We start from the raw sequence: 15,117 nt of genomic DNA on the forward strand, positions 1-15,117 counted from the left end.
CGTGTCAAGCTCCATAAATACTTAAACAGTATCCCTACCCTCTGGCTAAGCCAGCCTCGTTACGGAGAGGGCAAAGTTTGTGCTTGGTGTTACTCCATCAATCAACGGCTCGTCAGAAATAGCGTTTCAACTTTTCAACCAGCTCAGAAATGCTACAGTCGTCAAAAAAAACGGACATGGGGACTAATTTCCCAATGATCCCACGCAACCGCTGAGCAATCGTCACCGCCGACATGGAGTCCATATCAATTTCACTCAATTTCGTGTCGGCAGTCACGTTTCCTCCTGCAACCAATTTTTTCAGCTCTTCTATCACTATTTCAGTCATCGCCTGACGTTGCTCTTCATGAGAAGGTTTTTCAGGCGTGACCATAGCATTATCACTTTGCGTAGAACTGAAAGCGGACTCTATATCATTCACCGGCTCTTGCTGGTAAATCAGCCGCTCCAGAGCAACCTGACTAAAGTTTCCAGCAATCAGCCCGGCATAAGGAGCAATATCCGCTCTAATGACGGTATCCATGACATTTTTAATATTCCCCCCAGGCTGCCATGCGATCGCCATGCCTGATAACCCAGTCGCTGCCCGATATCTCATCAAGGCATCCACGAACGCGTTCGCTGCGGTACATGCCCCCTGACCTGCAACGCCAATAATCTCTGACAGTGAAGAAAATGTCATGAATCCATCCAGGTTTAACCCTTGAGTTGCCAGATGTAGGTTCCAGCTTCCCGCTATTTTCTGGCGGAAAACTTTTTCAACCGAACGGCTGTTTAACGTGGTAAGCAGCGCGTCTTCAACAACGCTTGCCAAATGGTAGATCCCCCGTAAAGGGTGCCCCGTTCTATCGATACGTCGCAACACCGCTTTGACGTCCTCGATATCGGCTACATCACCTTGGAACAAACGGAGATTGCAACCCTGTGCTTTTCGCTGTTCAGACTCAGTAATTAAATTAGCTGGCGGAGCGGAGTGCCCCATCAACGTGACGTGCCTTGCTCCGGCCGCAAACAGACTATCCGCCAGCATACGCCCGGTATCGCCAAACCCGCCGGTGATAAGATAGTTTGCATTCTGTTTTATCTCCGTCTTTTCTTGGCTAACCGCTAGCGGTCCAACCTGACGCTGCCAAATACATTGATCATGAATGAGAAACTCTCTCTGTTGATGCTGATTTGCCATGATGGCAAGAACCGATGTTATCTCTTCGTTCCCAACCTGTTTAACCGGCAAATCAATCAAGCCAACGTCAACAGAGGGATACTCTTTCGCAATGACCCGACCTAATCCCCATAAACTACTACCAGACAATACTGTATTAAATTGCTCGCCAGACCCCTGCACACCTTGGGTAAGGACCCAAAGCCGCGGTTTTGCATCGTGATGGCGCTCAGCAACTTTATTAGCAATAAGGCGTAAACTTTCGAACTCACGTAATTCATTAGCCACAATATCCGCAGCGTTCAAGAATTCTTCGTGGCTAGCTAAATAGATCAGGGTGTCCGTGTCCCCTATTGAGTCAATTTGGGAGGCAGGATCTGCGCTAAGATCAATATCAACGACATCTATGCCTTTCGCCTCAATCAATTCCTTCACCCGGTGAGTAAAAGCGGTGTTTCTGCTAATGACAGTACATTGAGTTAATAACGGAGCTTCGGGCAATACGATATTACGTTTCACCCAATCCAGATTGAATAGTTGCATGCCACTCTTCTCCAAACCACGAAACAAAACATCACACGTGTAGCCCGTTTAAGCTGCACATTATCAAAACGCATCGGGCTTTCGTCCCCTATGCGTCAAATTTTACGCCCATAAAAGGCGAAAAAACGGTGAGATATGCTATTAATAACCAGAGAAAAACGGCTGTTCAATTCCAAGTTCTCCAATCATTTCTAACCAAAGATCCATTAAACGAAGTGGTAAAATCTGTAGATGACAATCTGGCCTGGAAGAAATAGTGACTTCCATCATATCGGCATAGATCTCTATATCCATGCTCAATGGTATCTCTTGCGCATCTTCATCGGGTTTCCCAATACGTATTTTTTCAGGCGACAGTTCATAGCCAATAACATTAGGAGACCGTCGTTGATCACCAACGAAATTGAAAGAAATTGCAGGAAGTTCAGGCCATCCAAAGATGGAATTAGGCACCAAGTAAGTCGCAGCATAATCCGCCGCTTTTTCCATCGCGTTATTGAACTCTTGTACCGCGTGCTGGAGAGTGCTATCCAACGATGGCTCTGGATCAATATTAAACTTAACTGTGATTGGAAATGATACTGACCCGACAAGATTAGCCACTGAGGTTTCCCAATATCCTACAAAATGAGGACTGACCCACAACAGCATATTCAGGCTGCCCTTCCCAAAAACAGCCGCCAGCGCCTTTAACCAACTACCTAACAATAAATCCGCAACACTGACGCGATGTCGCTTAGACAAAAGGCGTATCCTATTTAAAGCTTCGCCATCAAGCTGCCTGATTTCTGTGACGGCCTCAGACAATCTGCTAATGGGGAGTGACTCAACACTTCGCCCACCGAGAATATTCAGGGTAGGTTGTTCAACTTGTTGTTCATCATCAGGGATAACAGCTTTTACGATTTGCCGATGTCGTTCATACAACTCAGCACAAAATTGCTCGTAATTTGTGGCACTCTCAAGGGCAAGGGGCTGACCACTCACTGACATTCTGTATGCCTTTGAAAGATCTCGCCATAAGATCCGGCTGGAAATACCGTCACAAACTAAGTGATTGAATATCAATACCAATCTTTGATCACGGGCACAATTGCCATCAAACAGGCAGTAACGCAATAACGGCGGATTTGCCAAATTCATGGCGGCCCTAACCTCAGCAATGTAGTTTGATATTAAGCGTCGGCGATCACATGGACTATCGGCTGGCTCTCTGACTTCAAAAGCCTGACGCAATAATTCACTGCCAGGCGGTACGAAATCCATCTTCATATCCATCCCGCTACCGATAAACCGTGCTCTCAGAATAGAATACTTATTCAATATATATTCAATCGCTACCTTGAGGTGTGCCGGTTCCAATCGCTCCAAGGGCATTAATACTTCACCGACACATAATTGATCAACTCTCAGCGAATATCGCAAATCATATAATTGCCCTAATTGAACACGCATAATATTCACCTTTCCATTGCAAGCCCGACGGGCAGAAACGAAATGTGCAGATTCCATACTCTATCTGCATATAAACTAGTCGAATAACACAGCGTTTACTTTTGACTACCAGAGAAAGCGAACATGCAGAGTAAAAAAACGGGAATTGATAACCCGGTTGCCCCGCATGGAATGATAATTTGCGTCATTTATTAAGGTACTAAAAATACAGTGACGATTTTAAAAGTAGCAATAAAAAAAGAAACCTCCACGAATCAATCCAGATATTTGAGCTGGACCAAAATAATTAATCCATTATTACTATTAAATAAGTAATCCGGTTAACGTTTTGCTTTAACCATATCTTCACTTTCCGGCTTTTATGAATGCCATAGTTATATAAAATCAACGTGATACTTTCGGCATGGAGATATTAGATTTACTCCGTTATATTTTCCGTTTCTCGTATTAAGTGCCAGACGGTTGTGCCCGGTTCAAGTTGTTCACACAGAAAGTCCAGCCAGGCCATAAACCGGGTCATGCCCTCTTGTTCTTTTAGGCGCTCTGGTCTGACTTGTGGAAGCTATCACCTCTAGTGTTATTTGCTGCCAGCCCGCCTAGCTTACAAACTCACTTCGGATGGTAAACAGCAGGCCAAGGAGATCTGTGATAAAGCGGGACTCCATCGTCAAGAGCACTCATGTCCTCAATCTGATTGACGATATGGCACTCAGAAAAGCGATCCGAAGTGCCCGAAACTGCACGGAAGCCTATCATCAGCTCTAAAGTAACCAGGTCAGCATTATTTAAATAAATCTAGACATTAATATTTATGTCATACATGATATATCTAACGATGCATCAGTTTTTATTGACTATTTTCAAATAAAGGCTTACTTAGGAATAAGTAACAAAGAAGGACGTGTTATGCAGCATACCACTTACATGGAAATTACAGGGGCAAATCAAGGGTTGTTGTCTAGAAACTGTTCAATGATACCCATAAAGATAAAATACAGGCTAACTACCTTGAGTTATCAAAAGGTATTGATGACTTAAGTTATATAGAAACAATAATTTTAGAAAAAAATTTAGATAGTTCATCCCCTTTATTACTTAATGCTATTGATAAAAACGAAAATTTAGAATTGACTATTTTTCAATATGTTGATGGAAAAATAGCACATGAGTTTAAATTTAAAAATGCGTTTATAGAGAGAATAGATACTAAGTTTTTAAACGAAAGTTCTCCTTACGAAAAAATACAAATAAAAATAGCCTGATAACTAACATTAGTGATGGGCGACAAAAAATACCATCGCCCATAAAAAAGAGAGAAGATTATGAAAATGAAAAATAACAACATTTACCTATTAAATAAACTATCACAAAAAGAAAATAAATCTTTAAGAAATGCCTATGAGAAAGAAATGAAATACGTAAGGGATGAGATTGAAAAAGAAAATAAATCTTTAAGAAAGAAATATGAGAAAAAAATTAAATCTTTAAGAGATAAACACGAAAAAAAGATTAAATCGTTAAACGATGAACATCGTGAGGAAAAAATTAAATTGTTAAACGAGGCATATGAGCAAGAAATTAAATTGTTAAACGACTCATATGAGAAGGAAATAAAATTTTCTAACGAGGAATATGAGCAAAAAATCAAATCAAAAGATAAATATAATGAATGGCTTAGTGATTTGTTTCGCTGGGATCTACCCACAATAATCACACTCAACTTCATATTCATATTACTATATTTCGCAAGCATATACGCAAGTAATAACAACCCATATGTAATGTTTTACATTTTTGCATCAATATATTTCGTTGCTATAATCCATATACCCATAGTAATATCATTAGATAAAAAAATTAGTTTCCTTTTATACTTAAAGGCAAAAATAATTTACCTTTTCAGTTATTTTCATCTTTCTCATTAAAAAGATATTTATCTAACAGCAAGTATGCTTTAATTGCCGCATTCCCAGCTTTATAAGTAAGCACCGCTTTACTACTGGTAAACATTTTTCTGTTATAATCAGTTTCCATATATTTGAATAACCTAACCCCCCCTTTTTCAGTGAACAATCTATGTAAAAGTGGTACTTTTTCAAGGCCACTTTTTGTTTCCACAGGTAAGTTTATAATTCTTTTAGAAGGATTAAATTTAGTAAACGCTGCAAACCCAAAATAAATACCAACGCCAAAGTTTACAGTATCATACGCTAATTCCCCAGAACCCTCATCAGCACCAAAAGAAGAAAACCCCTTTTCTGTCAAGAATTTAATTGGATTACCTGGATTTATATAGCCATCTGTCCATTCATACATGATATTGCTTGCCCCTTCCACTGCGTCGCCAAACCCTGTAGCTACCGCTAGAACTCCCATGCCTTTAGACTCCATGCCTCTTACCCATCCCCCCCTCGTGCCAAAAGCTATAACTCCAGCCCCCAACTGCACAAGACCGCCAATAACTTTTAACCCATTTTTACCATAAAATAGAAATCCTTTTCCTGAATATTCTTGAGTCTTTAAATATGTTTTCCTATCTTTTTTTCTTCCTTGTTCATAACCATATCTTTCCGCATCCAATTCCATTCTTATTTCGGCTATGCATCTTTTTATATCAGCCCAGTACTCCTGGCGCCCTTGATTATAATTATATAAGGCAATTTGAAAATCACTCCTTATCAATCTAACCACCTGACTAATTTCACGTAAATAGTTATTTTTAAGATCAACATATTCCAACAAATAAGCTGCTGAATATATGGATATTTTAATTAATTCATCACCATAATAATCAAACTGTTTCATTGACGGCATTATCATTAGTACACCCTCTCTTCCCATATACTATAGGAGCCAGTCCCGGCAGTCACATGTTCCCACGTAATAGATTTAAATTTAATGGATAGAGATTCTTCTGGTTGTGCGTCATTATGTGTTATAGAGTTTGGACAAAAGAAATTTATATTAACCAAAGATGCCTCGGTTAATTTAACTTTATAATATAATTCAAGCCCACCACTCATCGAAGTTCGATAAAAGAAAAATTCACATATTAATATTTCATTTGATGTTAATGCTTGTGATAATAAAGGAGAAGATTTATCGATAGGTTTACGTATATATAGGTTGAAAATTCACATTTTGATGCATTGATAAATTGGAAGATAATTCATTAACTAATATTTCATCTTCATGACCTTTTTGATATTTATTACCTATAGACTCTATAGTAGAACATCCGCCAGAGATTGAACCCTATTTCTTTCTTTGTAACTTAAGATAAATAATATTCGCCATCACTATACCCCATATAATTTCCTTAAAAAAATCATAATATTAAAAAAATAACTCAAATAAAACATTAAAAATAAAAAAATTATCTTATCTATAAATTCAGATACCCATGACCCATTATGTTAAACGGACGATTTTAGACACTAAAAATACCCGTTAAGTACGTTAAAAAGCCTCAGTGACAGGCTGATTGCAAAAAGTGAAACCAGAATGTCTCAGACGTCATATCCATGAAGCTAAATGAGGAAGGGAGCCAGCAAAAATGCTGGCTCCCTTATTCAACCATTAACTTCTGATTAAGAAACGATGGGTGCAATCAATCCTACTCACCTATTTTACTGATGATGAACCGCAGCATGAGATGCATCACTCTGTGAGGCGCGGCGGAAATTGAACCACACCAACGCCGCCATCATCAGGAGAAACAGGGACGCAACGCCCATCACAGAAAAAACAGCATCGTCGAACGCTGACTTAGCGAGGCTGACCAAAGCTTGCCCGGCATCCGGCGCCATATCTTTTGCCGCAGTCAGTGCGCCATCAATACCATCTTTAGCAATATCGTAGACTGGAGAATCCACTGGAATGTCAATGAAATAGCTATAGATGAATGACATAATGCTACCCATGATCGCAATGCCCAATCCACCGCCCAATTCATAGGAAACTTCTTCAACCGACGCCGCCATACCTGCCCGATTTGGCGGCGCTGCCTGCATGATAGTCGTGGATGCAGCGGTCATTGTTGCTCCAAGACACATACCGAGCGCAAAAAAGCAAGCTATCTGCACAGGCAGAGGTGTTGAAAAACTCGCCATGAGCGCCAGTATGGCAATGGCATACATCAACAACGAGGTTATGAGGAATCGCGCACTCCCTAAACGAGGAAGAACCCAACCACTCACCGGGCTTGCAACAATCGCGCCCAATGAGAATGGCAGAAAATATAGCCCGGATTGCAAAGGCGTTAATGACAATACCAGTTGCAAACGCTGGCTTAACACCAAATTAAGGCCCATCAAACAGGCGGAAGCCACCAGCCCGGCGATAACCGCCGATGAGAAAGCCGGGCTTTTGAACAGGCCAAAGTCAATCAACGGATGCACACTGCGTTTTTGCCGTCGAATAAACAACGCCAGAAAACCTATCGTCAGGGTGAAAGTGACCAATATTGCGATATAGGAGGGCTGCCGTTTGGCAAATTCCTTGATGGCATAGGCGAAGCTTATCAAGACAACCATGATCTGCAAGGAGCCAATAAGATCCCACGGATGAGACGAATCTGTTTTCGCCGTTGGGACAAACAACCATGACAGAATGAGTGTCAAAATCACCAAAGGAACGTTGATCAGAAACACTGATCCCCACCAAAAATATTCAAGCAATAAGCCGCCAATCAGGGGGCCTATCGCCGCGCCGCCAGAGGCAACCGCTGTCCAGATCCCAATGGCAAAAGATTTCTCATCTTCATCTTCGAATGTCAAAGCGATAATCGACAGTGTGGCAGGCATCATGATGGCCGCCCCAACTCCTAATAACGCTCGAGAAACAACCAACATTTCTGGCGAATAAGAGTAGGCCGCCGCCAAGGATGAGAACCCAAAGATGATGAGACCGTAAACAAACAACCGCTTATGCCCGATGCGATCTCCCAAGGTACCCGCACCTAGCAACAACCCAGAGACGATAAGAGGATAGATATTCACTATCCATAACTTTTCCGTTGTATTCGCCCCCAAACTGTGGGTCAGACTCGGTAACGCGGTATATAACACTGTCATATCGATAGCAACCAGCGATAACGCGACTGAAACAGCAGTGAGCACCCACCATTTCTTTATCGTATTCATTTCATTCATCCATTCTTATATGTCATCTCCAGGAAATTCGGTGTCATCTAGACACAATGACTATCATACTCTTGCAATAAATCGTTAACGTTAACGCTAAGAGTGATATCGCGTTTCAACTTTTTGTTTAATTCCGTTTCGGTTACCCCCTGAATAGTGCCTTGATCAACGAGCTTAGCCACTCGACTACGTGACAATGCAAGCTTTTTGGTCAAGATTGAGATCAATCTGATAGGAATGGGATATTCAAGCTGTATTGTGATCTCTGCCGCTGGAATTTGAGCGATGTCATGAAGCTCTTTACCTTCGATGATAAAGTCAGGAGCTGCGCCGAGTTCAGCTCTATTCTTTGCCAATACGCGATAATCAAACGCATACCGTCGTATTTCATCTTGATCATTATGCAAAAACCGTTCATACAAATTGCTTTCCAATTTGTTGACATGAATCCTGGAAAAAATATCAATATTCCAAGTGTAATCACACTTTTCGCATTTATAGATACTCCACACATCTAAGACTTTTTTTTGCGCATTAACCCTAAAAGTGCCGGCTGGATAAAACTCCTTTTTTACTTCACAGCCAGGGCAACGTTTCAAAATGGCCTGATAGCCTACAGGCCTTACTAACCAGATAACATTTCTATTTGTCATGATAGATCCAAGTTTAAATTGGTTGAGTTAGTTACGGCTAAATTGGTTAATTTCAGATCTGATTTTGATGATATTCTATAACATCAGATCTTGAAACCCTTTATCAATTCGTTGCTTAGATGGCAGAGAACAGAGAACAGAGAACAGAGAACAGAGAACAGAGAACAGAGAACAGAGAACAGAGAACAGAGAACAGAGAAGCTTGACGTGAATTGCTATAAGACTGCAAGCAATATTTTTTTCTGGGCGGTTTTCTGCATCAGACGCCGTTTATTTCGGGATATCAGCACCATAATAGGCATAATTCGATCCGGTTAGTGTTATGTGTTGATTTAACGATTGCCCAAACCGTTCAAACCGAATTGAGTTCCTTCAAAGAGGTAGACTATTTTGCCGAGCTATTTAATATCCTTGGATTCAATTAATACGTTCCGCTATTTTTTTCATAAAAAAACATCAAGAAAGGGAAAAAGAATGGAACCCCAAAAAACAGAAATTAAAAGATTAATATTGCACCCTCTAGAAAGAGTAAGAATTACATACAAATTCAAGACACATTCAATTGTTCGTTATCTTACAGTGGCACACCACCTTTCCAGTAACTGATTTATCCAACACGGAGTTTTTTAGCCTGCTTATCAAGCCCCTCAAAGATTGGACCGCTAATGTGACTAGGGAAGTCTTTGGGTAATTCACGCGCAACTTGGTCGATTACAGCTCCTGACATTTCCCCCATCCGCGTCATCAGACTTTCTGCTGTCTCAGTAGAAAATCCAACGTGTTGAGCGGTAGATAAAAAATGACGTGACTGGATATACGCCCAATTATATTGGCGATTCTTTTCTCGTAATGCCATTGCCATTTTGGCCTTTTTCGGTGCTATCCCCTTCGTCGCAAAAATAGGGTAAGCCGACAACACATCGTAAAGTGGTGTCATCTTGTACGCTGATTCAGGCTGAATGAACATACTGAAATTTTTGCCATGACCATCAATCGCCGCCAACAGCCAGAACAGGATCTGAGACTTGAAGAACGTTTCTCTGTCCTGAGTTGGTTGTAGAGAACCGAGCAACAGCTTCATAGCGTCTGCAATGCCAGGTCCACCATCCGATTCATATTTGAGTGCCGGAGCAATACCTAGAGCCTGGCAAAGGTCTTCCTGTGGAAGACGCATTAGCCAATTCCCATCAGATGACCATCGACGGTCGAAACGTTCAACAATCAATACTTTCAGCTTTCCGAAGGTTGCCAATTCGGCATTAGCTACAGGGAGGCCAAATGCCTTAGCAATCTTTAGGCAAAGCCATTCGTTTTCACAGCTTTCTCTGAGATCAATATTGTTTTGCTCTATCCGACCAATTGGCAGTTTGAAGATATGGCTCGTGGGTGTACTTCCTTGGGGGCGTTGCCAGCATTCCTGATGCCAGAGAAACGCGGTTTTTTCTTGAGCTCCGGCTAATGAGATCCTGAAATCATCTCGCTCTGTCATTCCCAACGGGGAGCTTTGATACCCTTCTAGCAGCTCGATAATAGCATCATCATTGAGCGGTTCACCAACCATATCACTGACGGGAGGGATGTCCGCTCCTTCTGGATAAAGCTGAATGGCCCCTACACAGTCCCTTCCCACACTAGCCAATAGATCAAAAGGATGCTTGCTTTGTACCTTGAACCGAGCTTGTATCCTGGCAATAACCACATCAGAATCTGGTAATAAGTTATCGAAGAAATTAAATACCTCTTTGCCTCTATGCCGTTGGGTGCTAAGAGGGATCGAAAGTGAAATGGCACGAGCGCCATTCAGGAGCAACCACTCATCTTTGTACTGAAATGACATCGCACCAGTGCTATCACGAAATAGCGTTCCTACCTCAAAACCATTAAGCGCAACCGTCAACGCCTTCATCGATTACCACTCCTCTTTCCAACCGGTGCTCGTTCTTTGTGAATTCCCGCGCTCTGATACATGGAGTTCCAGTTCCAACGCGGAGAGTAACTTGAACAAGGTTTCCATCTTACTGCCCTCTGGATACTTCTCGAATCCCGATACAGTGCTCTGTTTAATACCGACCCGATCAGCCGTTTCCCGCTGAGTCAATTTGCTTTTTTTGCGGGCCTCTCTCATTGCGAGTGCGAGCATTGCTGGTGATGTGATCTTCATAATTATCCCCTATGACGGATAAATACAAAATATACCCTGTAGAGGATAAATTCAAGTTTATCCCCTATAAAGGATAATAAAAAAATATCCCCTGAAAGGGATATATCGACTATTAAAGAGAGGGTAAACCTGACCCACGCTACCGTAGGTCAGGCACATCACTGTGATCTTCCGTTATAGAAAGGAGAACAATCATTACTCACGCTTTGGACAATCAATCACGTCGAAATTTTTGCTGTAGCAAATGTAAAATTCATCACTATTGATCTGAATGGTTTTTCCCTTCAATGATGGGTTATTTTTCTGGAGGAACTTAATTAACTGTTCATTAGATGGACGATTACTCGGCAATACCAACTCATCGAACAGCTCCTGCTGTTTACTGAAAAATTGATCTGGCGTTGCAAATGCGCAAACACCATGTTTTTCCCACTGACCTTGTAACAGATCTGCCCCGGGAGAAGCGCACAGATAAGGTTCAATCACCTGATAATCCAATTGTGGCAAATCCCCTTTGCAAAGACGTGGATGTTTGCGAACATCAGACCAATCACGGCACTGCGCCATTGATTTACCGTTGCAGGTTTGCGCCCATAAGCCGTGAATGACCCAACTAAATTTGTTTTCGGAGAAGCATTGCAATTCAAACTTTTCATATTCACGCTGCGCCTCAGCAAGTTTGTTACTACTTTTCAGTTTGTTAATATTCTTTTCTTTGCTCTTACAAAATGCTGGAGAATAACTAATAGCCAATTTGAAGTAATCTGTCGATGCGGTTGCATTCTGACCATAACGGTCATTTTTGGCAATGAAGTCATAATTTTTCAGCGGAGTAGCAGGTAATAAACAAAACTGCCCCCCTTCCAATGTTGATCGAAACTCTAACGAGTCAGTCACTTCTGTTACTTCTGGTTGCTTCGCACAGCCAACAATTAGTAAAACGAATATTGCTGATAATAAATTAAAAAAACGCATCTTAATTCCTTATGGGAAATTATTCCCCTGTTGATGGTAAGCAAATAAAAACCTGCCCAAATCAGGGCAGGCGTAGGGCATTAAAGTTATTTTTTTTCAGTTAGATCAATTTGATATACCGCAAAACCGATATCATCATTTGCCAAATATTTCATCGGGTATTGAGAAAATGCTTTGATAAACTTCGCCGCTTTCTCACTTGGAGACGTTTCAAAACGGATATCCAGTTGCTTATCAGTTTTGATTGGCATAATCGACCAATTATTCTCGGCGTTAGTCTCTACCATCCCTTTCTGTTTAGACATTTTGACAATGTAAGCAGCCAAAATAGCGCGGTTCTCATCCGGTGAAGCGAATGCGATGTGATCTTCGCCTGTGCCGGCAAATTTACCGCCATAGGCGCGGTAGTTATTGGTAGCAATGAGAAATTTAGCTTGAGGATCGATCGGTTTACCCTGGTAAGTCAGTTCTTTGATACGGTTCGCCCCTTGATTGATGATCTGGCAATCAACGTCATATTTAGCAGGCTGAGTCAGATCAATCTTATAATTCACGCCACTGATCATGTCGAAGTTATAAGTACGGAAACCGTTCCAGTTCAACAGATACTGTGGTTGAGTTGAATTTGGATCAATCTGGTTATACATGCCGGCTGAACACTCCAGCCATTCAATCACATCAGCGCCGGTGACTTTCACGACCACCAATGTATTGGAATAGAGATACAAATCTGCGGCATTGCGGAAGGTTAAATCGCCTTTTTCAACTTCAACAAACTCCGCGGGCGCATTTTTACGTCCACCCACTTTGAACGGCGCTGCGGCGGCCAGAACCGGAATATCCGCTAAATCAGGATCACCCTGAATGAAATGCCGAGCGTAATCTGCTTGTGCATCATTCACGATTTGCACTGTCGGGTCACTTTGAATCAAAGCCAGATAGCTATACATATTGGCGGAAGCTTTACCAATAAATTTACCCACAAAGCTCTGTGTTCCCTGATGAGCTTGATCGACAATGTGCGCCAACTCATTATCGCGCTCAACCAGTGCCTTTTTATTCACTTTGTCATAAATCGGGTGCGCTTCCGCTGTTGCCTGCGCCACTTTCCATGTCCCGCCCTCGTTGTCGATAACCATATCAACAACGCCTAAATGATCACCCCATTGGCCGGGCATAACGGCCGGAATACCGTTAACCGTACCTTTGGCAACATCAACGCCTTTAATGTCTGCAAATTCTTCACTTGGGAACACCCCGTGCGAGTGACCAAACATAATCGCATCAATGCCTTTAACTTCACTCAGGTAATAAACCGAATTCTCAGCCATTGCCTTATAAGGCTCCTTGGAAAAACCGGAGTGAGGAATAGCAATAATCAAATCTGCCCCCGCTTTTTTCATTTGAGGAACAAATTTTTTCGCGGTTTCAGTAATATCGTTAACGACAACTTTTCCATCCAGATTGACCTTATCCCAGATAACAATCTGTGGCGGTACAAAGCCGATATAGCCGATCTTAATGGTATGGTTTTTACCCTCCCGGTCTTTCACCGGCGTATCAACAATAATATAGGGGGTGAAATAGTTCTTACCGGTTTTCGCGTCCATGATGTTGGCATTGATATAGGGGAACTTCGCGCCAGCAATGGCTTTTTTCAGATAATCCAAACCAAAGTTAAACTCGTGATTACCAAAGTTACCCACGGTATAACCCATTGTATTCATTAACTGATGTGCTGGATGAGACTCCCCTTTTTTAAGGCCCTTTGCCGCCACGTAATCCGCCAGTGGACTACCTTGAATCAAGTCACCGTTATCGACCAAGATGGTGTTGGAAGCTTCCGCTTTAGCTGCTTTAATTAAACTCGCTGTGCGTACCAAACCAAATTGTTCCGTAGGCTTATTCTTAAAATAATCAAAGTCAATCAGGTTACTGTGAACATCAGATGTTTCCATTACCCGCAAATCAACTGTTGCAGCATGGACATTACATGCGACCAATAAGGTTAATGTGGAGACTTTCAACACATTGTTAACCATTTCACACCTCTTTTTTAGGCTAGTTTAGAGAAACTAAAATCAGTTCTCTTATCACTGTCAACTTATAAGTACAGACAAGTTCTCGTTTCCAGAACCATCTGTTTTTTATTTTCATAAGCTGGATTGTCGCTGTGCACATCATCATATGCCGTTTCAACGAACAAACGCAGGCTATTGTACTGAGAAATTGTTAAACGTTTATCTCGACCAACAAGATAACTCTGTTTTTTTATAGTTAGGGCCTTTTCATTTTTAACACGCAGAGAGTTACCCGCGCATACCACTTTGCCAGGATCTCACTCCTTCTTTTTGTCACTAACACGATAAAATCTGCTCTTCATCCATCTTTAACAGTACTCCATTTCAATTAAGTCAGAATAAAATATCTATAATGCTTTATATTTAATTATTAGCTTTATTTCTGAACAAAAATCTCGCTATTCTGTTTAACCAGGTAAAATATTCAGGCTAATAAATACCACTCATAATATTACTGTATAAAATAAAATTACTAACAAATTGAAAATATTTTTAAGCAATTAATTATTATCCATATTAGGTCTACTTACATAAATTCCTACGGCATTTAATTGTAAAATAATTGTTAATTTACATTAAAATAACTTAAAACCTTTTAGTTAAAAAAGTTGTTTTATTGAAATTTCAATTTTTCGATGTGACTTTTAGCCACTTAATCCATTGCAACTATATAATAAATAAAAACAAAATTTATTTTCGTGAGGAAAAGCACAATTACATCGTTAAACATAACAATAATTACAATTATTTGTGATAATAATCACATTGTCAGGTAATTTTATCTTTTTAATTGAATTTTATTAATTATCTTATTTATTAAAATAATTATTTAACAGATTAAAATTTTAATAATTAGTTTTAATATAAATTCATCTAATTCTAAAATAACAAAATATTAAAAACCATAAAAAACAATGCTATTTATTTTACATGAAAATAATCT

At 40.7% G+C, this 15,117-nt stretch carries 11 protein-coding genes and 1 pseudogene; 2 read left to right on the forward strand and 10 right to left on the reverse strand.

Annotation, left to right across the window (positions count from 1 at the left end):
* Positions 1–112: 112 nt before the first annotated feature.
* Positions 113–1,705 carry a beta-ketoacyl reductase gene (locus EAE93_RS20325; RefSeq protein WP_214040438.1) on the reverse strand — a complete coding sequence of 531 codons (1,593 nt, stop codon included), beginning with the start codon at positions 1,703–1,705 and terminating at the stop codon, positions 113–115.
* Between the two features lie 141 nt (positions 1,706–1,846).
* Positions 1,847–3,217 carry a condensation domain-containing protein gene (locus EAE93_RS20330; RefSeq protein WP_214040439.1) on the reverse strand — a complete coding sequence of 457 codons (1,371 nt, stop codon included), beginning with the start codon at positions 3,215–3,217 and terminating at the stop codon, positions 1,847–1,849.
* Positions 3,218–4,212: 995 nt separating this feature from the next.
* On the opposite strand from EAE93_RS20330, the gene EAE93_RS25665 reads away from it, so the two are divergent.
* On the forward strand, positions 4,213–4,422 hold the full coding sequence (locus tag EAE93_RS25665; RefSeq protein WP_377311842.1) for an Hcp family type VI secretion system effector: 210 nt from the start codon (positions 4,213–4,215) through the stop codon (positions 4,420–4,422).
* A 60-nt stretch (positions 4,423–4,482) separates the two neighbouring features.
* Positions 4,483–5,085: a hypothetical protein gene (locus EAE93_RS20340; RefSeq protein WP_214040440.1), complete on the forward strand. Its 603-nt coding sequence runs from the start codon at positions 4,483–4,485 to the stop codon at positions 5,083–5,085.
* Here the strand turns inward: EAE93_RS20340 and EAE93_RS20345 are convergent.
* From EAE93_RS20345 to EAE93_RS20380, 8 genes and pseudogenes are all read right to left on the reverse strand, one after another.
* On the reverse strand, positions 5,060–5,965 hold the full coding sequence (locus EAE93_RS20345; protein ID WP_214040441.1) for a DUF4225 domain-containing protein: 906 nt from the start codon (positions 5,963–5,965) through the stop codon (positions 5,060–5,062). The genes EAE93_RS20340 and EAE93_RS20345 overlap by 26 nt on opposite strands.
* A 14-nt stretch (positions 5,966–5,979) precedes the next feature.
* A pseudogene (locus EAE93_RS20350) lies at positions 5,980–6,409 on the reverse strand (Hcp family type VI secretion system effector).
* 380 nt (positions 6,410–6,789) lie between these two features.
* The gene (locus EAE93_RS20355; RefSeq protein WP_214040442.1) at positions 6,790–8,304 is read right to left on the reverse strand and encodes an MFS transporter; all 1,515 of its coding nucleotides are present in this window, start codon (positions 8,302–8,304) and stop codon (positions 6,790–6,792) included.
* 47 nt (positions 8,305–8,351) lie between these two features.
* Entirely contained in the window at positions 8,352–8,957 is a 606-nt protein-coding gene (locus tag EAE93_RS20360; protein WP_214040443.1) for a DUF1062 domain-containing protein, read from the reverse strand.
* Positions 8,958–9,564: 607 nt separating this feature from the next.
* Positions 9,565–10,863, reverse strand: a complete 1,299-nt coding sequence (locus tag EAE93_RS20365) for a type II toxin-antitoxin system HipA family toxin (RefSeq protein WP_214040444.1) — start codon at positions 10,861–10,863, stop codon at positions 9,565–9,567.
* Between the two features lie 3 nt (positions 10,864–10,866).
* Complete coding sequence (locus EAE93_RS20370) at positions 10,867–11,118, reverse strand: helix-turn-helix domain-containing protein (RefSeq protein WP_036778377.1); 252 nt, start codon at positions 11,116–11,118, stop codon at positions 10,867–10,869.
* A 195-nt stretch (positions 11,119–11,313) separates the two neighbouring features.
* Positions 11,314–12,093, reverse strand: a complete 780-nt coding sequence (locus EAE93_RS20375) for a ribonuclease T2 family protein (protein ID WP_046395245.1) — start codon at positions 12,091–12,093, stop codon at positions 11,314–11,316.
* An 86-nt stretch (positions 12,094–12,179) separates the two neighbouring features.
* On the reverse strand, positions 12,180–14,135 hold the full coding sequence (locus EAE93_RS20380) for a bifunctional 2',3'-cyclic-nucleotide 2'-phosphodiesterase/3'-nucleotidase (RefSeq protein ID WP_214040445.1): 1,956 nt from the start codon (positions 14,133–14,135) through the stop codon (positions 12,180–12,182).
* Positions 14,136–15,117: the final 982 nt, after the last annotated feature.

The sequence above is a fragment of the Photorhabdus akhurstii genome, assembly GCF_018448925.1.
Classification (GTDB): Bacteria; Pseudomonadota; Gammaproteobacteria; order Enterobacterales; family Enterobacteriaceae; genus Photorhabdus; species Photorhabdus akhurstii.